Below are 19,595 nucleotides of genomic sequence, written 5' to 3' on the forward strand. Positions count from 1 at the left end.
TACCTGGCCGAGCTTCATGCCTCAGCCCCGCACTATGTCCTGCCTCATCGGCGAGAGGAGCGTATTTATCCTCGCGCCATCCGGCTCAAATCACCGAAGTATCCGATCAGAAATAAAAATGCCAGTCCGCTTAACTGACTGGCATTACCCGGTAGAGGGACACTTTTTTATTGTGTGGTGGGCAGCAACCTGTGGCCATTCAGGGCAAGCCGTTGCAGCCGTGCTTGAGGAACCCCGGACGCTGCGCCAGGCGCTGGAAATACTCATCGACAGCGGGGAAGTCAGGCCGGTCGATCGGCGTCATCAGCCAGCGATTGACCGATAAACCGATGACAACGTCTGCCAGGGAAAAGCGTGGTCCGGCGACATACGCCTTGGTGGTCGCGAGTTGATGTTCGAGGATGCCCATTTTCTGGTTCCAGCCGCGGATGCCGACTTCGAGGCGATGGGCGTCCTGGAACTCCGGGTCCTTGCGCACCAGCGCCATGAACGCATAGCTCCAGGACGGATTGAGCTCGGTGGCTTGCCAGTCCATCCACTGTTCCACCCGGGCGCGTGCCGCCGGTTCGGTGGGCAGCAGATCGTGCTGGTGTTGGTGTTTGCCGGCCAGATAGCGGCAGATGGTATTGGATTCCCACAACACGCCGGCTTCATCGATGATCACCGGCACCTGTGCGTTGGGATTGAAGCGCAGGAACTCGGGGCTGTGGGTAGATGCAAAACCACTTCCCCAGTCCTCGCGTTCGTAGGTTATGCCCAGCTCCTCGCAGGTCCACAGGACTTTTCGGACGTTGATGGACGAGGCTTTGCCGAGAATCTTCAGTGTGTGTTCCATTTGAGCAACTCCATCGCGTATGGCGTATGTGTAATTGTAGGAGTGGTCTGTAGGAAAGGCGTTTCGGCAGGTTTTCGCTACCTACGATTTCTTGCGTCATTGCCTACAACTACGCCAGAATCCGCCGCCTTGTGCGCCTGGTATCCGGACTCTATCGTTCCGTGTCGCTGCAAATTCAGCGATCGGGTCTAGCAGCCTGGATACTTTAGACGCATGACGTCCATCCTTCGTGATCTTGCCTGTCAGTTCACGTTATGGCGGTTGTGCGTGGGAAGACCTTCGGGTCTACCGGGTTCTAGAGTCCTGGTCTGCTAGCCCGCGCACGGCTGCCACCTTGTTTTTCGTCTAGCAGCGAACTGTGGCAGCTCCATCACTCTAGGAGCATTGCCATGTTCAAACCCACGCCCACCCCCCCACGCAATCCCAGCCCAATGTTCTCCATCTCACCCGGCATCAACAACGAGACTCTGTTGGCGCACGCCTGCGAATCGTTGGCCTCGGCGAGTGTCATGACCAATGACTTTGCTACGTTTCTGGAAGGCAGTCAGCGCAATACGGCATTGGCGATCGCACAGATCATCATGCTGGCTGAACTGGCGGTGAATCGTGTGCTGGATAACCTCGATCCGCAGGATTAATCGCGGAAACTGTGGCGAGGGAGCTTGCTCCCGTTCGGCGGCGTAGCCGTCGTAAACCATGACATTCGGTGTACCAGATCCACCGGGAACGCAGGTTTTGGGGCCGCTTCGCAACCCAGCGGGAGCAAGCTCCCTCGCCACAATGGATATGTGTCTCGCTTATGTACTCTCCCGCACCTTCAACTCAAACCCCATGTCCTGCACCGGCTTGGCCACAGTGTTGCCGGCCATCAGCGTCAGCATCTGCTCCGCCGCGCGGCGGCCGATGGCTTCGCGCGGGGTGTTGATGCTGCTCAGGCGTGGGACCATGTGTTCGGACATGGGCAAGTCGTTGAAGCCGAGGATCGCCACTTGCTCGGGGATCTTGATCCCATTGCGCATGGCTTCGAGCAAGGCGCCCTGGGCCAGGTCGTCGTTACCGAAGAAGATCGCATCGACATCCGGATGACTGGCCAGCAGTTGCAGGAACAGCTCGCCGCCGAGGCCGACGGAGGAGGAGCGGGGGGTCAGCACTTCCAGGTCCGGGTCATACAAACCGGCCTTTTGCAGGGCTTTGCGGAAGCCTTCGCCGCGCAGCAAGGTGCGCTGATCCAGTTGCGCGCCGATGTAGGCCAGGCGCTTGCGGCCGCGAGACAGCAAGTGTTCGGCAGCCGTTTCGCCGGCAGCCAGTTGCGAAAAACCAACGCAATTGAGCCCGGCCGCGCTGTCCAGTTCCATCATGTACACGCAAGGAATGTTGCTGGCTTCGATCATCCGCCGCGAACTTTCGGTGCGGTCGAAACCGGTCAGCAACAATCCGCGCGGCTGATAGGCCATGTAGTTGCGCAGCAGGTTTTCTTCTTCATCGCGCGAATAATGGAAGTTGCCGATCAGCACTTCGAAACCCTTGGGGCGCAAAACCTGATGAATGGCTTCCAGGGTATCGATGAACAGCAAATTGGATAATGAAGGCACCAACACCACCACCGAATGGCTCTGGGCCGAGGCCAGGGCGCGGGCGGCGGGGTTGACCACATAGTTGAGTTCCAGCGCCGCTTTCTGCACCTTTTCCACCAGTTCGGTGGCCACGGTGCTGACGCCCCGCAAGGCGCGGGAGGCGGTGATCGGGCTGACGCCGGCCAGTCGGGCAACTTCGTTCAGGGTAGGGCGGCCAGTGGTACGGGTATTTTTATCGTTCTTGGTTGTGTTCATCGACGGCTTGCCAAACAAAATTCAAGGCACTAAGGTAGCGCTGTCTCGATGCAGCTGCAAATGCGTGAGCGAGGGTTCGCCTGATCCTTGCTTTTTGGTGTCGGGACCTAACCTGCTGCAACCCATAAAATGACAAGAAAGACGTCGGCAACTTCTGCTTTTGGTCTAGTGTCATAACTGGCAAAGGTAGCGCTGTCTGCGCGCTGAGGTGTTACATGAATCATCCCATCACCGCCCTGGTCATCATGGGCGTTGCCGGTTGCGGCAAGACGTGCGTCAGCGAGGCCTTATGCCACTTGAGCGGCGCCACTGCCATTGAAGGCGACTCTTTTCACCCTGCCGCCAACATCGAAAAGATGAGCGCGGGTATTCCCCTGAACGATGAAGACCGTGCCGGCTGGCTCGACAGCCTGTGCGATGAACTGCGCCGTGTCGACGCCATGGGCCAGCGCCCGGTGCTGACCTGTTCGGCGCTCAAGCACGTCTATCGCGAACGTCTGCGCAGTGCCTTGCCGCGCCTGGGCTTCGTGTTCCTTGAGTTGACCCCCGAAGTCGCCGCCGACCGTGTGTCCCATCGGCCAGGCCACTTCATGCCGTCGACCCTGATCGACAGCCAGTTCGCCACCCTCGAATCGCCGGTCGGCGAGCCGTTGACCCTGGCGCTGGATGCTTCGACCCATAGCGTCGAACAACTGGCAGCCCAGGCTCATGTCTGGTGGCAGGCGCATGGCCTGAAGCAGGCGGTATGACTGTGTTTGCAAAGACAGCGCTGTCCTCACGACTTCTGATCAACCCGCTTTAATAACAACAACAACCAGGAGACACCCCTAATGTTTGGCATGTCCCACGAGACGTTCCTGCTGCTCGATGCAGTGGTTACGGTGATCGGGCTTATCGTCCTGATCACCAAGTTCAAGTTGCACCCATTCCTCGCACTGATCATCGCCGCAGCCTTCCTCGGGCTGACCTCCGGCATGCCGATCGGCACCATCATCAAGGCGTTCCAGGACGGCTTCGGTGGCGTGCTTGGCTTTGTCGGCATCATCCTCGCGCTGGGCACGATGCTCGGCAAAATGATGGCCGAATCAGGCGGTGCGGATCAGATTGCGCAGACGTTGATCCGCGCCTTCGGCAAGGACAAGGTGCAGTGGGCGATGATGTTCGCCGCGTTCCTGGTCGGCATTCCGCTGTTCTTCGAAATCGGCTTCGTGCTGCTGATTCCGCTGGTGTTCATCGTGGCCCGCCGCACCGGCGTGTCGATCATCAAGATCGGTATCCCGCTGCTGGCCGGTCTGTCCGCCGTTCACGGCCTGGTGCCGCCGCACCCGGGTCCGTTGCTGGCCATCGGCGTGTTCGGTGCCGACATCGGCAAGACCATTCTGTACGGCCTGATCGTTGCGCTGCCAACCGCCATCATCGCTGGCCCGATCTTCGGTACGTTCATTGCCAAGCACATTCCCGGTCATCCGAACCAGGAGCTGGTGGATCAACTGGCACGCGAAACCGATTCGGCTGAACTGCCGAGCTTCGGCATCACGCTGGTGACCGTGCTACTGCCGGTGTTCCTGATGCTGCTGAAAACCTTTGCCGACGTGGTGCTGCCCGATGGCAACATCTTCCGCGCTTTCATGGACCTGATCGGTCACCCGATTTCGGCGTTGCTGCTGGCATTGCTGCTGTCGCTGTATACCTTCGGCTACAAGCAGGGCATCGGTTCCAGCCAAATGATGAAATGGCTGGATGCGAGCCTCGCGCCGACCGCCGCGATCATCCTGATCATCGGTGCCGGTGGTGGCTTCAAGCAGATGCTGGTGACCAGCGGCGTGGGTGACGTGATTGGCCACATGGCGGTGAACGCACAGATCTCGCCGATCCTGCTGGCCTGGCTGGTGGCGGCGGTGATCCGTATCGCGACCGGTTCGGCGACTGTGGCGACCATCACTGGCGCCGGCATCGTGGTGCCGGTGGTGGGGATGATTCCGGGTGTGAACCGTGAGCTGCTGGTGCTGGCCACCGGTGCAGGTTCCCTGATCCTGTCCCACGTCAACGACGCCGGTTTCTGGCTGGTCAAGCAGTACTTCAACATGACCGTGGCCGAAACCTTCAAGACCTGGACCGCGATGGAAACCATCCTCTCCGTGGTTGGCCTGTGCTTCATCCTGCTGTTGTCGCTGTTCGTCTAAGCGATTCGACAGACACAAAAAAACCGCAGCGATGCGGTTTTTTTGTGGGTGAAATAGATCTCTGTCAGTGGATGCATTTTGTGGCGAGGGAGCTTGCTCCCGCTCGGCTGCGAAGCAGTCGTAAACCCGTCAACCGCATCTCTATGGCGAAATGAGGTGCCCGGATTGGGGGCCGCTTCGCAGCCCAGCGGGAGCAAGCTCCCTCGCCACAGGAATGTTGTTGCCACAGGTTTTTGTGTCAGGCGTTGGATTTGTTGACTAGCCCATCCGCCCTGAACATCCCGCGAATCCCGCGCACGGCCTGACGAATCCGGTCCTGGTTTTCGATCAGGGCGAAGCGCACGTGATCATCGCCGTATTCGCCAAACCCGACGCCCGGCGAGACACACACCTTGGCTTCGGCCAGCAGTTTCTTGGCAAACTCCAGCGAGCCCAGGTGCGCATAAGCCTCGGGAATCTTGGCCCAGACGTACATCGAGGCTTTCGGGTTTTCCACCATCCAGCCCAGTTCATGCAGGCCTTTGACCAGCACGTTACGCCGCTGCCGATACTGCTCGGCGATGTCGCGCACGCATTGCTGATCGCCTTCCAGCGCCGCGATGGCCGCGACTTGCAGTGGGGTGAACGTGCCGTAGTCGTGGTAGCTCTTGATTCGCGCCAGAGCGTTGACCAGTTCCGGGTTGCCGACCATGAAGCCAATGCGCCAGCCGGCCATGTTGTAGCTCTTGGACAGGGTGAAAAACTCCACCGCAATGTCCTTGGCCCCCGGCACCTGCATGATCGACGGGGCTTTCCAGCCGTCGTAGACAATGTCGGCGTAGGCCAGGTCGTGCACCACCAGCACATCGTACTGCTTGGCGAGGGCAATGACTCGCTCGAAGAAATCCAGCTCCACGCACTGGGCGGTGGGGTTGGACGGGAAGCCGAGGATCATCATCTTCGGCTTGGGGATCGAGCCGCGAATGGCCCGCTCCAGTTCAGCGAAGAAATCCACGCCCGGCACCAGTGGCACCGACCGCACTTGGGCGCCGGCAATCACCGCGCCGTAGATGTGAATCGGGTAGCTCGGGTTCGGCACCAGTACGGTGTCGCCTTGGTCGAGGGTGGCCAGCATCAAGTGCGCCAGGCCTTCCTTGGAGCCGATGGTGACAATGGCCTCGCTTTCCGGGTCGATGTCGACCGCGTAGCGATCCTTGTACCAGTTGGAAATCGCCCGGCGCAGGCGCGGAATGCCCTTGGAGGTGGAGTAACCGTGGGTGTCTTCGCGCTGGGCGACCTGCACAAGTTTTTCGACGATGTGCGGCGGCGTGGCGCCGTCGGGGTTGCCCATGCTCAAGTCGATGATGTCTTCGCCACGACGACGGGCGGCCATCTTCAGCTCGGCGGTGATGTTGAAAACGTAAGGGGGGAGTCGATCTATGCGCGCAAAGCGGCGCGGCGAACCTTGTTCGGCCATTGTTGCCTCGGATAACGTAAGCGCCCGGAACCGTCCGAGCGACGCTGGTCACTGCGGTGACCTGTGGCGGAATGTAAGGGCAGCTGTGGCAGACTGTCCAGCCTCAATGTAAACAAATTTGTCCGAAGGATAGGGTTCGATGGAATTTACCAGCGGCTTCTTGCTGAGCCTCTCGCTGTGCCTGGATATCGGTGTGGCCAACATCGCGATGATCACCCTGGCCATGCAGCGCGGCTATTTCCAGGGCTTTGCCCTGGGGCTCGGGACCTGCGTCGGCGACCTGATCTACGCGGTACTGGCGCTGGCCGGCATGACCGTGTTGCTGCAGTACGAAAGCGTGCGTTGGGTGTTGTGGATCGGTGGCTCGGCGCTGCTGGTGTACTTCGCAGCGAAGATGATCTATTCGGCGATTCACCACGAGGCGCTGCTGGCCGAGACGGCGGAGGTCGGGAACAATTCCCACCGCAAGGAGTTTTTCCGCGGGATTTTCCTGGCCATGTCTTCGCCCAGCGCGATTCTCTGGTTCGCCGCGGTGGGCGGCACCTTGATCGCCCGTTCCGGTGGCGGTGGCCCGCTCAGCTCGGCACTGTTTCTCGGCGGTTTCCTCTGTGCCGGGCTGCTCTGGTCGGCCGGGCTGTGCTTCGCCGCGAGCCATGGCGGCAAGTTGCTGGGGGACAAGCTGCTGCGTTATTCCTACATGGCATCGGCGGCGATCTTCTGCTATTTCGCGGTCTATGTGATCCTATCGGGTTACAACGAGTTCGTTGGCGCCGCTGCCGTCGAGCAATTGCACGCACTGTAATTGGGCGAATCGGGTTTGGCTTCTATACTCCCAGCCGAACCCATTTTTATGCGTCAGGAGTCGAGTCATGGATGAGTTAGCACGCGTCGAACTGACGCAACCGCGCTTCGAACACGGGCACTTCCTGCTGATTGCAGGGCTGGGCGGACAATTTACCCAGCAAACCACCCAAGGCATTCCCGATCTCTGGGAAAAATTCATCCCGCATATGGGCCACATTCCTGGCCAAAAAGGCGAAGTCACCTACGGCGTCTGCTGCAATTTCGACGGCAAGGGCGGCTTCGACTACATCGCTGGCGTCGAGATCAGCAAGCTCGACGACTTGCCGGAAACCTACCGCTGGGTAGAAGTTCAGCCGCAGCAGTACGTGGTGTTTGAACACAAGGGACCGCTGGACACCCTGCCGCAAACCTTCCAGTACATCCATGGCACGTGGCTGCCGCAGTCCGGCCATGAGCTATTGGCGGCCCCGGAGTTCGAGCGCTACAGCGAAGACTTCAACCCCAAGCTCAACACCGGCAAGCTGGAAATCTGGCTGCCGATCAAGGCGTGATACGTGTATCGAGAGGCGGATCAGCCGATTCGTCTCTCGATGTCCCACGGCGGCTGATTTATCATCCCCAGCCTTTCCCACGCTGATTCCGAGCTGCCATGAACACCGTCATCCGCAACGTCACCCCCGCCGACCTGGACCGCTGCTTTGCCATCGAAACCCTTGCCTATGAAGGGGACGAAGCCGCGACCCGCGAGAAGATCGCCACCCGCATCGCCACCTGGCCCGAGGGTTTTATCGTCGCGGAAGTGGACGGGGTTGTCGCCGGATTCATCAACTCCGGTGCGGCGTTCCAGGTGGAAATGTCGGACGAGGCGTTCAAGGAACTGATCGGCCACGACCCGGCCGGGCCGCACGTGGTGATCATGTCGGTGGTGGTGCACCCGGATTATCAGGGCCAAGGCCTGGCCAAGCGCCTGATGGGCGAGTTCATCGAGCGCATGCGTGGGATGGGCAAGGTCACCATCAACCTGATGTGCAAGGAGCGGCATATTCCGTTGTATGCCGGTTTCGGCTTTGCCTACGTCAAGCCTTCGGCGTCCGACCATGGCGGCATGGCGTGGCATGAGATGGTGCTCGAGCTCTGATCCGACGTAGATCCCCTGTAGGAGCGAGCCTGCTCGCGAAGGTGTGTCAGCATAAGTGGTGTCGACTGACACTCCATCGCGAGCAGGCTCGCTCCTACAGGGGGCGGTGTTGTATCAGTAATGTCTGCAAAAAACTAACGCGCAGTCAAAACACCAACCCCATCCGCCGCTCATAACCGATCCGGCCCTTGTACGCCTCGCCGCTGTCGACAAAGCCAAACCTGGCGTACAGGGCGATCGCAGCCTCGTTGTCGGCATCTACCGACAGCTCCAGCCCCCTGATTTCCGGCCAGGCCAAGCGTGCCGCTTCGGGCAATGCCTGCAGGCAGGCCTTGCCGTAGCCCTTGCCCTGGGCACGTTGGTCGACTTGCAGGGCATGCAGCGTGGCGCTGTGCTCATCGGCCCAGGCCGGCAACACCGGCGGGCGCTTGAGCAGCAGGAAAGCGACAGGCACATCTTCGGCCAGCAGGGCGAAACCCTTGACTCCGGGGCCGGGCTTAGACAACAAGGTGTGCAAGGCGCCGTGGATGTCACCCGAGAACTTGATCTGTTCCGAATGCACTTCAATAGCCTCGACCTGCTGGCGTTGCAGCACATTCAGGCTTTCATAAGGCACAAGTCGGGCTGTCACTGGCGTGTCCTGTTTCCAACTGAAAATGAGCCTCGGATTCTAGCGAGTTTGGCTTTATGGTTTATTTTTATTTCGTCTGTCGATTTGCCGGGTCGCCGGACGACTAAGGGTGTCTTCCAATAAAAACCACGGAGAACCACCATGAATGCGCAAACCCAGATCCAGAACCTGATCGAAACCTATCGTCAGGCCATGATGGCCAAGGACGTAGATAAAATCATGACCCTGTATGCCGACGACATCGTCTCCTTCGACGCGGTCAAGGCCTTGCAATTCAAGGGCAAAGAGGCGTACCGCGCGCATTGGGAAGATTGCATGAAAATGTGCCCCGGCCCGCACATTTTCGAGTTCCAGGACATCCGCATCGAGGCGTCCCAGGAGATCGCCTTCGCCCATTGGCTGGCCCATTGCGGCGGCACCAACGACAAGGGCGAGACCCAGGCCTGCTGGATGCGCGGCAGTGCGTGCTATCGCCAGGAAGACGGGTTGTGGCAGATCGTCCATGAGCACTGGTCGGCGCCGTTCGACATGATGAGCGGCACCGTCCTGTTCGATCTGAAACCCTGATCGATGTTATTTGTCGGGGCGCCGCGCCAAATGGTTAATCCACGGCCATAGTTGATCCGTTCGAGTCAGGAGACGTTCATGAAGTATTTATGCCTGGTCTACAGCGATGAGCACCTGCTGCATTCGCTGCCGGAAAGCCCGAAGGACGAGGAGTGCATGGCCTATGCCGAGTCGATCCAGGGCAGCGGCCGGATGGTCGCCGCCGAAGCGCTGGAGTCAGTACAGACCGCCACCACGGTGCGTATGCGCAACGGCAAGATGTCGATCACCGATGGCCCGTTTGCTGAAACCAAGGAGCAGTTGGCCGGTTTCTACCTGATCGATGCCAGGGACCTCAACGAAGCCATCCAGGTCGCCGGGAACATTCCGGCGGCCCGGGTCGGCAGTGTCGAAGTGCGCCCCGTTCGGCAGTTGAATCCTTAAGATGCCGGGGCTGCCGGTTCAGGCGCAGGTCGAGCGGGTCTATCGCGAAGACTCGCGGCGGATTCTTGCGACTCTGATTCGCTTGCTGGGGGATTTCGACCTCGCCGAAGAGGCCTTGCACGAGGCGTTTTTCATCGCGGTCGAACGCTGGCAGCGTGATGGCGTGCCGGACAATCCGCGGGCCTGGCTGGTGTCCACCGGGCGCTTCAAGGCCATCGATGCCTTGCGCCGGCGCGCGCGTTTTACCGCGTCGCAGCCCTTGTTGATCGCGCAACTGGAGGCGCTGGAACAGGCCAACTGGAGTGATGAGGACGTGGAAGACGATCGCCTGCGGCTGATCTTCACTTGCTGCCACCCGGCCCTGGCGGCCGACGCGCAAGTGCCGCTGACGCTGCGGGAAGTCTGCGACCTGACCACGGAAGAGATCGCCCGGGCCTTTCTTTCGGCCCCGGCCACCATCGCCCAGCGCATCGTGCGCGCCAAGGCGAAGATTCGCGACGCGAAAATCCCTTATCAAGTGCCGACACTCGCCGAGTTACCCGAGCGTTTGGACAGCGTATTGCGGGTGATTTACCTGGTGTTCAACGAGGGGTACTCGGCGTCCATCGGGGCCGAACTGATCCGCGAGGATTTGACCCGCGAAGCGATCCGTCTCGGCCGGTTGCTGGTGGAACTGCTGCCGGAGCCGGAGGTGATGGGCTTGCTGGCGTTGATGCTGCTGCACGAGTCGCGCCGCCCGGCCAGGACCTCGGCGAGCGGCGAGCTGATTGTGCTGGACGAGCAGGACCGTTCGCTGTGGGATGCCGGGTTGATCAGTGAAGGCTGCACGCTGGTCGAGCGGGCGCTGACCATGGGACGATTCGGGCCCTATTGCCTGCAAGCGGCGATCGCGGCGGTACACGCCGAAGCCCCGACGGCGGGGGAAACCGATTGGCCGCAGATTGTCGGTCTGTATGACGTCCTGCTGCGGGCGGTGCCGTCGCCGGTGATCGAGTTGAATCGTGCGGCGGCGATTTCGCAACGCGATGGTCCACTGGCGGGTCTGACGTTGGTCGACGCCATTCTGGAGCGGGGAGAACTGCTCGACTACCACCTGGCGCATTCGGCGCGGGCGCAGTTCTGTCGGCAACTGGGCCGCAAGCAAGAGGCGCGGGCGGCGTGGGAACGGGCGCTGGCGTTGACCCGACAGGAGCCGGAGCGGCGGTTTATCGAAGAGCGGCTCAAGGCACTGGATTGATGCGGCCGTACTGGCCTCATCGCGAGCAAGCTCGCTCCGAAAGGGATTGATGGCGTACTCGATACCTGTGGGAGCGAGCCTGCGCGCGAATGGCCGCGCCGCTATTCCAGCATCTTGCCCAGCAACCAGCTCCCCGCCGGCCCCGGCGGATTCAGACGCGACCACAACGCATCCACCGACACCGTTTTCGGCCAGCCGCGCACCACCAGTTCCCGCAACGTGTCGGGCCCGAACCGCTCGACCAGCCAGCGGGGCAACGGCGCCCAGCCGAATCCGCCCTGGGCCATTTCCAGCAGCATCAGATAACTCGGCGCCGACCAGACGCGGCCCTTCGCCCGACTTTCATAGGGATTGATGATGGTGGCCAGACGCAGCTCGCGGTGCTGCTGCAGTACGTCCCGGTCGACATAGTCCACTGTCGCCAAGGGATGTGTCGGGGACACGAACAAGGCGATTTCCGTACGCTCGTCCACTGTCGAGCTGACCAGGTCCGGCGGGTAGCTGTCCTGCATTTCGGCAAAGGCAATCTGCGCTCGTCCGCTTTGCACCAGCGACATCAGGTCATCGCATTCGGCGATCAGGCATTCGAGCTCCAGGTCCGGATAACGTTGCTCGAAGGCACTGAGGGCGGCTTCGAAGCGGTCCGACTGATAGGTGTCGGACAGCGCCACCGTCAGCTTCGCTTCCACCCCTTGCGACAGCTGGCTGGCGGCTATTTCCAGGCGACTGGTGGCGGCCAGGATGTCTTCGGCCCGTTGCAGCATGACGTGCCCGGCCGGGGTCAGGCCGGGTTTGCGGCTGCTGCGGTCGAACAGGGTCAGGTTCAGGTCGATTTCCAGGCTGGCCACCGCCGCGCTGATGGTCGACTGACTGCGGCCCAATTTGCGCGCCGCGGCGGAAAACGAGCCTTGGGTCGCGGCTTCGACAAATGCCAGCAACACTTCGTGAGAGGCCATGAACTATCGCCTTGATCGATGGTTATTGGTTATGAAGTATCGGTGTGATGACGGATCATGGCAACCACACAGTCACTCAAGGGAATTCGGCCATGAGCGCCAACAAATCCATTACTGAACGTATTTTTCAAGCCATCGGCTTCGAACTGCTGGCCATCTTGATCTGTACCCCGTTGCTGGCCTGGATCATGAAGAAACCGATGATGGAAATGGGCATGGTCACCGTCCTCATCGCCGGCCTGGCCCTGGCCTGGAACGTGGTCTTCAACGGTATGTTCGATCGGCTGCTCAAGCGCCTCGCCATCGCACACAACGCCTGGGTCCGCGTGGTGCATGCGCTGTTGTTCGAAGGCGGGCTGGTCGCCCTCGGCGTGCCGCTGATCGCCTGGTGGCTGAATGTCAGCCTGTGGCAAGCGTTCCTGCTGGATATCGGTGTGTTGCTGTTCTTCCTGCCGTACACCTACGTCTACCACTGGGCGTATGACGTGGTTCGGGAGCGGATGCTGGTGACTCGCGAGGTTTGCTAAGTACCGTTTTTGTGGCGAGGGCGCTAGCTTCCTCGCCACAGGGGTTAGCAGACGTTAATAATCCTGCTGCTTGCGAAACGCCCAGCGCCCGGCGATCACGGTAAAGGTCGCGACCAGCGCCACCAGGATCCAGAAACCCTCCGGATCACCGGCCAGCGGAATACCACCGACGTTCATGCCGAAGAAACCGGCGATGATGTTGATCGGCAGCGCCAGCACTGTCACCACCGTCAGGGTGAACAGCGTGCGGTTAGTCTGTTCGTTGATGTTGGCGGCGATCTCTTCCTGCAACAGCTTGATCCGCTCACCCAGCGCCGTGAGGTCGTTGATGATCAGCGCAAACTCCTCGGTGGATTTGCGCAGCTCCTTCACGTCTTCCTTTTGCAGCCATTGCGGCGGCCGGTTGAGCAGGCGCAGCAACGAGCCCGGTTCCAGCGCCAGTAGCCGTTGCAATCGCACCAGCACCCGGCGATTGGCGCCCAGTTCGGCGCGGTTGGTCGACAACCGCGAGGACAGCAATTGGTCTTCGATTTGATCCACGCTCTGGCTGGTCTTGCGCACGATCTGGGTCAGCACTTCACCCTGGTCGCGCAGCAAGTGCACCAACAGCTCCAACGGGGAGCGAAAGCACTCCCGGGCCTTCACCGACGAGCGCAATTTGTCCACCGAGTGCAGCGGTTGCAGGCGTGCGCTGATGATCAATTGGCTGCGGGCGCACACCCACAGGGTCGATACATCCGAGGAGACAATGTTGCTGAGGTTGAACACCACGTCGTTGACCACCGCCAGCAGCGCGGAGTCGACATGCTCGATGCGCGTCGAGCGCGAGCCTTCGTGCAGCGCTTCGAAAAATTCCTCGGGCAATTCCAGATGGCTTTTCATCCAGCGCTCGCACGCGGCGTGGGCGAGGTTCAGGTGCAGCCAGAGAAACTGCTCGTCGCTCTCCGGCTGTTGCAGGTACTGCAAGGCCTCGGCGGAATTGATTTCCCGACCGGCCTCACCGGGGCGAAAACTGAAACCGTAAAGCAGGCCGAACAGATCCGTGTCGCGATGGCTTTGATCGATGCTGTGGTTCATGAGGACTCGCAAGGGGAGGCGCCTGTCACGTGTTTTACAGGTTCACTTGAGCGGCATCATCGCAAGCGGGGGTGACGCTTTTGTGACGCTACACATGGCTGCGTACCGGGTTGCTTACCGAGTCGGTACACAGTCGATCTCAAGTGCGGGCATGGGGGTGATGATGACGTGGTGAACATCAGCCCTATTGGAGTCAGACCATGGTCAGGATCTGGACCTGAATCCCGAAAACGCAAAAGCCGCACGATGTTCCCATCGTGCGGCTTTTGTCTGTTTCGGGATTACTTGTCCTGTTTGTTTTCCAGGACCTTGCCGTTGGAGGCATCGATTTCCACATCCCACTCGACGTTCTTGGCGTCACGCAGTTCGATTTCGTACTCGTAACCGTTGAAGTGGTTGTCCAGCTCGGTCTTGGTAATCGTTGCACCCGGGTGCAGATCCAGCGCGATCTTGTTCAGGTCTTCCAGTGGCTTGATCTTGCCGTCCTTGACCAGTTGCGGGATCTGATCGACCCGCACATCGGCTTGGGCCAGGCCGGCGGTGAGCGTCAGGGTTGCAGCGGTAAACAAAGCAGTCAGAGTCTTCATGGGCTTCTTTCCTTGGGTGATTCGTTCAAGTGAGATCAGGTTACCTTGTGTAACTTAATCCACCCTTAAAACCCCCGACATGTCCTGCATCAACCCTCTGAGGGAGTGAGCCTGCCCGCGATGCAGGCACCTCGGTGTCATGCCAGGCAAGGCTCAATAGCCGTTGTTCTTCAACACTTGATCGACACTCGCCGCGGCCGGGCGTTTATAGAACTTCAACAACTCACTGGCACGATTGGTGAAGATGCCGTCGACACCGGCGTCCATGACTTTCCGGTAGTCCACCGCATCGTCGATGGTGTAGACGTGCACCAGCAGGCCCTGGTCGTGGGTGTACCGGTTCATCCAGGGTTGCACCAGATCCGAGTAACTCTGGTCGCCACCCTGGGTCAGAGCGGCGGACGGGCCAGTGCCAATGGCGCCCTGGGCCTTGGCGTAGTCGACCCAGTTCTGGAATTCGGCTTTGTCCTTCGGTTGCTGTCTGGCGTAGTAAGCGGCTTTATCCTTTTCGCCGGACTCGGCAAATGTCACCTTGGACTTGGGCTCGATACTGCCTTCGCCGACCCACAACAGCAGGATTTTCGGCACCTTCGGCATCTCCTTTTGCAGCAGTTCGAGGCTGCTCTTCTCGAAGGTCTGCAGGACTACCTTGCCTTTGCCCTGGCCGACCGCCAGCTCGCTTTTTGCCAGTTTCGAAGCGGTCGGGCTCAGCCAGCCCCGGTCCTGAAGTTTTTCCCTGAGGTCGTGTTCGATGCCGGGAAACTGCTTGGGCTCCTTGGTCTCGATATACAGGCCGGGCTTGTGCAGGCTGTTGCCCTCGGCGATGTCGATGATTTCATCAAGGGTCAGAATCTTCAGACCCGCGAAGGCCTGACGTGCGCGATCCGGGTACGCGGCATTGAACCAGCTGCCCGCGTCCAGGGTTTTCAGTTCGGCCATGGTGAACGCATTGGCGGGGCTGTCCTTGCGCTCGGGGAATTTTGTCGCGACGTCGGTGGTGCGTTGCAGATTGTTGTCGTGCAGGGCAAACAGCACGCCATCCTTGCTGCGCTGCAGGTCCAGTTCCAGGTAGTCGGCGCCCAGGTCGCGGGCAGTCTTGTAGGCGGCGGCGGTGGATTCCGGCGCATCAAACGACGCGCCACGGTGGGCGATCACCGCTGGATGCGGAATGCCCAAACGGGTCGCGAGTGCCGAGGGGGCGGGTTCGCTGGCGGCCTGTGCGTGACCGAGGCCGAGCAACAGGCTCAGTAACAGGGCGCTTTTGGTAAAGGTTGCGGGCATGGTCGAGATCCTTTCGCAATAAGTGAGCGGTCCCTTTTAACAACTCATCTTTGCAGGCGCTATCGTCAGACCGACATAAACCTGTCTAAAGCTGATTTTCGTCAGCGTTTTTGTGCGCCCGTTTGCAGTACGCTGGGGCCCTGCAATTTCCCCGGCAGAGGGAAACGCGGGCCCTGCGTGCAAACCAATGATCACCATTGCGGGGTTTACCATGCGCATCACTTCCCAGCTCATCTGCCAGGCTGCCGACCAACTCAAAGGCTTCGTCGGCCTCAACCGCAAGACCGGGCACTACATCGTGCGCTTCAGCGAAGACTCGTTTGGCATGGACGTGGCGGACGACGGCATCATCCCGACCAGCGAATTCGTCTGGGCCGCGGGGCCCGAGCAGACCATGATGCTCAAGCGCGAATTGATTCAGTTGCTGCTGGACCAGAACATCGATGACCGGATCAACATCACCGAGCCTTTGCGGGTGTACATGAACCGGCGTGAAGTGCCGGAGATTTCGGCGGTTCGCAGTTTGGTTCGGGGCTGAGTTTTTGCACTGACTGTTCTGGCCTCTTCGCGGGCTTGCCCGCGAAGACGGCCTAAATAACACCCCATCATTTACAGACTGAACCCGTAAGCCCGCTCAACCCGGCACACCCGCGTATGACACCGCGCATACCAGGTCGAGCGCCCACGCTCGCGAATCGCACTGTGCTCAGGATGAAGCTTCCACGCCAGAATCGCCGCTTCACTGGCCCAGTACGACACCGTAATCCCAAGCCCATCCTCGCCCCGAGCCGATTCCACGCCGAGAAACCCCGGCTGTTCACGGGCCAGTTCCAGCATCCGTGCGGCCGCTTCGGCGTAACCCTGGTCACCCTCGGTGCGCAGTGAGGTGAAGATCACTGCGTAATAAGGCGCAGCTGGTGTATCGGCGATCATGACGAGTGCCCCGCACAGGCTTCGACAAAGGCGCCAACCAACGGCGGCAAGACGCCTTTGAGCGCAGCCCGCTCGGGCTGGAACAAGGTCGCGACAAAAAACGGATGACCGCTGAGTTCGACCGCGCGCAGTCCGTGTTCCGAATCGTGGCCGACGGCGTGAAGTTCGCGCTTGAGCAGCTCCCCCTCGAATTGCGGGTTCACACCATAACGACAGCGATAGCCTTCCCGAATCTCGGTGTTTTCGTACGCCTGGGCGAGCATCGAACCCTCAAGCAAATGAATCGTATCGACCGCTTCCACCAGCGCGCACGACAGCGGCGTCAGCAGTGCCCGTGCTGCATCGGGATTTGTCTCGCCGTGTTCGGCATCCGACCAGCCCAGCACGTTGCGCGCATATTCCAGCACCGCGTGTTGAAAACCACCGCAGGTGCCGAGGAAAGGTCGCCGCTGTTCGCGAGCAAAGCGAATCGCCAGCAATGCACCGTCCATGCTCCGGTAAGGGCTGGCCGGCACACACCAGAAACCGTCGAATGTGTGCAACGGTGTCTCGGCGTGGATTTCATCGGTGGCCAGCCATTGCCATTGCACGCTCAGGCCACTGTGTTCAGCGGCCTGTTCGAGGGCGACGGGAATGGCCTGGTGGGCGGTGACTTGCGGGTCGTAGTCGCCGATCAGGGCGATGCGAATCGGGCGGGTTTCCATGTGGGGCCTCTGCACTTGTTGATTGCTGGTGCCCACTATAGATTGGCGTTCACGCACTCAATATTGGCGTTTTCCCAAGTGATCAATGCAGCAACGCACTATCGACTGGACTACCCCGACCTGGCCCTGATCCTCGCGCTGGTGCGCGGCGGCTCTCTGGCCCGGGCTGCGCAACTGCTGAAGGTGGATGTCTCGACGGTGTTTCGAGCGGTGCGCCGGCTGGAGGCTGCGCTGGGTCAGCAACTGTTCGAAAAAAGCCGCGCCGGTTACCTGCCCACCACCCTGGCGCAGTCCCTGGCGGAACAGGCCGAGCGCGCTGAGCAGGCGCTGGAGGCGGCGCGCATCGGTGTGGAGCAGGGCGGTGAAGTGATCAGCGGCGTCGTGCGCCTGACCTGTACCGATTCGGTCCTGCAAGGTTTGCTGTTGCCGGCGCTGGCGCAGTTCATGCCGAACTATCCTGCGCTGACCCTCGAACTCAGCACATCCAATGATTTTGCCAACCTCAGCCGTCGAGATGCCGATATCGCCCTGCGCCTGACCCGCACGCCACCGGAGCATCTGGTGGGACGGCGGCTGGCGGATATTTCCTACCGCGTGTGCGCCAGCGAGCGATACCTGCAATCGGTCAATAGCACTGACCTGGCCTTATTGACCTGGATCGCCCCGGATGACTTCCTGCCTGATCACCCGACCGTTACCTGGCGTCGCCAAGCCTTGCCGGGCGTAACGCCGGGCTATCGCTGCAACAGCATGCTGTCGGTGACCGAGTTGGTCAGGGCGGGGCTGGGTGTAGCGGCGTTGCCGGACTTTTTGATCGGCGACGGATTACAGCCGCTGAGCGAACCGTTGCATGGATACGACACCGCGCTGTGGCTGCTGACCCGTCCCGACTGCCGCGCCTTGCGCTCGGTGGTCACCTTGTTCGATGAGTTGGGGCGGGCGCTGAAACTGCCGTGAAACTGTTCAGGTCTTGGGCTCATCCTTGCGCACGAAGTGCTGGTGCATTTCCGTGGTCAGGTTTTCGATGCGCTCGGTGAGGGCCTTGGTCATCTCCGTGAGCCGGGTGTTCTGCTCAAGCAACTCCAGCAGTTGCGCGGTGTTTTTCGCGGCTTGTGCCTGTCGCTCACTGTTGGCGGTCGCCAGCGCTTCGCGGTGCTGCGCATCGGCATCGGATTGGGCTTTGTCCCGTGCGGCCTGACGCGTCTGGGCCAACAGAATCAATGGCGCGGCATAGGCCGATTGCAGGCTGAAGGCCAGGTTGAGCAGGATGAACGGGTACACATCGAAGTGGGTGAAACCGGACACGTTGAGGCATACCCAGGCGACCACGATCAGCGTTTGTGCACCGAGAAAAGTCGGTGTGCCGAAGAACCGCGCAAAGGCTTCGGCGCGCAGGGCAAACTTGTCATTGCCAAAGGTCGGTGCCAGGTGGGCATGAGGGCGATGGAAACGCAGGTGATCGACGTGGGGGGCGGTTTCGTGGCTGGTGGTCATGATGCTCTCTGTCTGGCGCTGGGACTGAAGCTCACTATAGCCTCAGCGCCGGTTTCATTCTGAAACACATCGCACATTCAAATCAGAGCCATCAATCCGTCGCCACCACCGTCGAACTGGTCATTTATTGCAACTGATAGCAGGCCAGAAACATGTCCAGCGCGGACTCGGCCACCTGGTGTTGTTCTTCCGGTGACAAGCCAGGCTTGCCCATGGAAATCTGCGGCCAGAAGGCAAACGACTTGAGCAGCCCCTGCACCTGTTGTGCGGCAAAATCAGGGGCAATGGCTTTCAACCGACCATCGGCCTGAGCGGCACGAATCCAAACCGTCAGCCCTTCTTCGCGTTCGCCCATTCGCGCCACCATATCCTGCGCCCGCTCCGGGGAATGAATCGTCGCCGCTATCGCCACCCGCGCCAGGTCGAGAAAATTGTCATCGCCCAACATTTGCAGCTTGGCCATGAGCAATCCGCGCAATTGCTCGCGCAATGGCAGGTCGGGACGGTAGGCCGTTTCCTGTTCTGCCGTCACCCGGATCCATAACTGATTGAGGATCTCGGCGAACAACTCTTCTTTGCTGGGAAAGTGGTTGTACACCGTGCGCTTCGACACCCCGGCAGTGGCAGCAATCTTGTCCATGCTGGTGATCTCGAAACCGTTGTCACGGAATTCGTTGATCGCGGCTTGAATGATCGCTTGGCGTTTTCGGTCGGTGAGGCGCTGTGGAGCTGTCATAAGTACGCTTCGGCAGGGAGAAGGGGGAATTACACTCAGCAGTTTACTTGTCATCGACTTTGATGCAACCTAGAAACTACACTGTGCAGTGTAATGTTTTGTTAATCCTGCCCAGCAAAAATAGAAAGTCCGGCTGATGCGTGCGTGCCTTGGCCATTTATCGTCCCAAAGCGGAAAATCGCGTCATGCGCGGTTTT

General features: G+C 60.3%; 24 protein-coding genes. 12 read left to right on the top strand and 12 right to left on the bottom strand.

Going from position 1 to position 19,595, the window contains the following annotated elements:
• Positions 1-199: 199 nt before the first annotated feature.
• Entirely contained in the window at positions 200-835 is a 636-nt protein-coding gene (locus KGB07_RS21855) for a glutathione S-transferase family protein (RefSeq protein WP_046042273.1), read from the bottom strand.
• A gap of 389 nt (positions 836-1,224) precedes the next feature.
• On the opposite strand from KGB07_RS21855, the gene KGB07_RS21860 reads away from it, so the two are divergent.
• On the top strand, positions 1,225-1,473 hold the full coding sequence (locus KGB07_RS21860; protein ID WP_223466536.1) for a DUF6124 family protein: 249 nt from the start codon (positions 1,225-1,227) through the stop codon (positions 1,471-1,473).
• Between the two features lie 159 nt (positions 1,474-1,632).
• On the opposite strand, the gene KGB07_RS21865 is transcribed toward KGB07_RS21860, so the two are convergent.
• On the bottom strand, positions 1,633-2,664 hold the full coding sequence (locus tag KGB07_RS21865; RefSeq protein ID WP_046042275.1) for a LacI family DNA-binding transcriptional regulator: 1,032 nt from the start codon (positions 2,662-2,664) through the stop codon (positions 1,633-1,635).
• Positions 2,665-2,879: 215 nt separating this feature from the next.
• Here KGB07_RS21865 and KGB07_RS21870 point away from each other — a divergent pair, with 215 nt between their 5' ends.
• Together KGB07_RS21870 and KGB07_RS21875 are read left to right on the top strand one after the other, a co-directional pair.
• Entirely contained in the window at positions 2,880-3,413 is a 534-nt protein-coding gene (locus KGB07_RS21870; protein ID WP_046042276.1) for a gluconokinase, read from the top strand.
• An 81-nt stretch (positions 3,414-3,494) separates the two neighbouring features.
• A complete protein-coding gene (locus KGB07_RS21875; RefSeq protein WP_046042277.1) occupies positions 3,495-4,847 on the top strand; it encodes a GntP family permease in 1,353 nt (450 codons plus the stop codon).
• 238 nt (positions 4,848-5,085) lie between these two features.
• Here the strand turns inward: KGB07_RS21875 and alaC are convergent, their stop codons facing one another.
• On the bottom strand, positions 5,086-6,303 hold the full coding sequence (alaC, locus tag KGB07_RS21880; RefSeq protein ID WP_046042278.1) for an alanine transaminase: 1,218 nt from the start codon (positions 6,301-6,303) through the stop codon (positions 5,086-5,088).
• Positions 6,304-6,442: 139 nt separating this feature from the next.
• Here alaC and KGB07_RS21885 point away from each other — a divergent pair, with 139 nt between their 5' ends.
• From KGB07_RS21885 to KGB07_RS21895, 3 genes are all read left to right on the top strand, one after another.
• Positions 6,443-7,105 carry a LysE family translocator gene (locus tag KGB07_RS21885; RefSeq protein ID WP_046042279.1) on the top strand — a complete coding sequence of 221 codons (663 nt, stop codon included), beginning with the start codon at positions 6,443-6,445 and terminating at the stop codon, positions 7,103-7,105.
• A gap of 67 nt (positions 7,106-7,172) precedes the next feature.
• A complete protein-coding gene (locus tag KGB07_RS21890; protein ID WP_046042280.1) occupies positions 7,173-7,658 on the top strand; it encodes a GyrI-like domain-containing protein in 486 nt (161 codons plus the stop codon).
• A gap of 98 nt (positions 7,659-7,756) precedes the next feature.
• Entirely contained in the window at positions 7,757-8,245 is a 489-nt protein-coding gene (locus KGB07_RS21895) for a GNAT family N-acetyltransferase (RefSeq protein ID WP_046042281.1), read from the top strand.
• 145 nt (positions 8,246-8,390) lie between these two features.
• On the opposite strand, the gene KGB07_RS21900 is transcribed toward KGB07_RS21895, so the two are convergent.
• Complete coding sequence (locus KGB07_RS21900; protein WP_223466537.1) at positions 8,391-8,876, bottom strand: GNAT family N-acetyltransferase; 486 nt, start codon at positions 8,874-8,876, stop codon at positions 8,391-8,393.
• 141 nt (positions 8,877-9,017) lie between these two features.
• Between KGB07_RS21900 and KGB07_RS21905 the strand changes: the two genes are divergently transcribed.
• The 3 genes from KGB07_RS21905 to KGB07_RS21915 all read left to right on the top strand — a co-directional run bounded on the left by KGB07_RS21905 (position 9,018) and on the right by KGB07_RS21915 (position 11,103).
• Positions 9,018-9,443 (top strand): YybH family protein, encoded by a 426-nt coding sequence (locus tag KGB07_RS21905; protein WP_046042283.1) that lies wholly within the window; start codon positions 9,018-9,020, stop codon positions 9,441-9,443.
• Positions 9,444-9,521: 78 nt separating this feature from the next.
• Positions 9,522-9,866: a YciI family protein gene (locus KGB07_RS21910; RefSeq protein WP_046042284.1), complete on the top strand. Its 345-nt coding sequence runs from the start codon at positions 9,522-9,524 to the stop codon at positions 9,864-9,866.
• Position 9,867: 1 nt separating this feature from the next.
• The gene (locus KGB07_RS21915; RefSeq protein ID WP_046042285.1) at positions 9,868-11,103 is read left to right on the top strand and encodes an RNA polymerase sigma factor; all 1,236 of its coding nucleotides are present in this window, start codon (positions 9,868-9,870) and stop codon (positions 11,101-11,103) included.
• Between the two features lie 101 nt (positions 11,104-11,204).
• On the opposite strand, the gene KGB07_RS21920 is transcribed toward KGB07_RS21915, so the two are convergent.
• Positions 11,205-12,059 carry a LysR family transcriptional regulator gene (locus tag KGB07_RS21920; protein ID WP_223466538.1) on the bottom strand — a complete coding sequence of 285 codons (855 nt, stop codon included), beginning with the start codon at positions 12,057-12,059 and terminating at the stop codon, positions 11,205-11,207.
• 92 nt (positions 12,060-12,151) lie between these two features.
• On the opposite strand from KGB07_RS21920, the gene KGB07_RS21925 reads away from it, so the two are divergent.
• Positions 12,152-12,586 carry a multidrug/biocide efflux PACE transporter gene (locus KGB07_RS21925; protein WP_046042287.1) on the top strand — a complete coding sequence of 145 codons (435 nt, stop codon included), beginning with the start codon at positions 12,152-12,154 and terminating at the stop codon, positions 12,584-12,586.
• A gap of 54 nt (positions 12,587-12,640) precedes the next feature.
• Here KGB07_RS21925 and KGB07_RS21930 read toward each other — a convergent pair whose 3' ends face one another.
• From KGB07_RS21930 to KGB07_RS21940, 3 genes are all read right to left on the bottom strand, one after another.
• Complete coding sequence (locus tag KGB07_RS21930) at positions 12,641-13,663, bottom strand: transporter (RefSeq protein WP_046042288.1); 1,023 nt, start codon at positions 13,661-13,663, stop codon at positions 12,641-12,643.
• 281 nt (positions 13,664-13,944) lie between these two features.
• Positions 13,945-14,250, bottom strand: coding sequence for a PepSY domain-containing protein (locus KGB07_RS21935; protein WP_046042291.1), 306 nt, complete (start codon positions 14,248-14,250; stop codon positions 13,945-13,947).
• Between the two features lie 153 nt (positions 14,251-14,403).
• Positions 14,404-15,531 (bottom strand): glycerophosphodiester phosphodiesterase, encoded by a 1,128-nt coding sequence (locus KGB07_RS21940; protein WP_046042293.1) that lies wholly within the window; start codon positions 15,529-15,531, stop codon positions 14,404-14,406.
• A 211-nt stretch (positions 15,532-15,742) separates the two neighbouring features.
• On the opposite strand from KGB07_RS21940, the gene KGB07_RS21945 reads away from it, so the two are divergent.
• Positions 15,743-16,069: a DUF2025 family protein gene (locus KGB07_RS21945; protein WP_046042374.1), complete on the top strand. Its 327-nt coding sequence runs from the start codon at positions 15,743-15,745 to the stop codon at positions 16,067-16,069.
• Positions 16,070-16,140: 71 nt separating this feature from the next.
• Here KGB07_RS21945 and KGB07_RS21950 read toward each other — a convergent pair whose 3' ends face one another.
• Both KGB07_RS21950 and KGB07_RS21955 read right to left on the bottom strand, forming a co-directional pair.
• Entirely contained in the window at positions 16,141-16,464 is a 324-nt protein-coding gene (locus KGB07_RS21950) for an antibiotic biosynthesis monooxygenase family protein (protein WP_046042295.1), read from the bottom strand.
• Positions 16,461-17,168: a CTP synthase gene (locus tag KGB07_RS21955; RefSeq protein WP_223466539.1), complete on the bottom strand. Its 708-nt coding sequence runs from the start codon at positions 17,166-17,168 to the stop codon at positions 16,461-16,463. Before KGB07_RS21955 ends, KGB07_RS21950 begins: the two co-directional genes overlap by 4 nt.
• 15 nt (positions 17,169-17,183) lie before the next feature.
• Between KGB07_RS21955 and KGB07_RS21960 the strand changes: the two genes are divergently transcribed.
• Entirely contained in the window at positions 17,184-18,125 is a 942-nt protein-coding gene (locus tag KGB07_RS21960) for a LysR family transcriptional regulator (protein ID WP_223466540.1), read from the top strand.
• Between the two features lie 6 nt (positions 18,126-18,131).
• Here the strand turns inward: KGB07_RS21960 and KGB07_RS21965 are convergent, their stop codons facing one another.
• On the bottom strand, positions 18,132-18,662 hold the full coding sequence (locus KGB07_RS21965) for a DUF1003 domain-containing protein (protein WP_046042298.1): 531 nt from the start codon (positions 18,660-18,662) through the stop codon (positions 18,132-18,134).
• A gap of 124 nt (positions 18,663-18,786) precedes the next feature.
• Positions 18,787-19,398, bottom strand: a complete 612-nt coding sequence (locus KGB07_RS21970; protein WP_046042299.1) for a TetR/AcrR family transcriptional regulator — start codon at positions 19,396-19,398, stop codon at positions 18,787-18,789.
• Positions 19,399-19,595 lie beyond the last annotated feature (197 nt).

Source organism: Pseudomonas sp. GL-RE-26, assembly GCF_019956275.1.
Classification (GTDB): domain Bacteria; phylum Pseudomonadota; class Gammaproteobacteria; order Pseudomonadales; family Pseudomonadaceae; genus Aquipseudomonas; species Aquipseudomonas grandcourensis.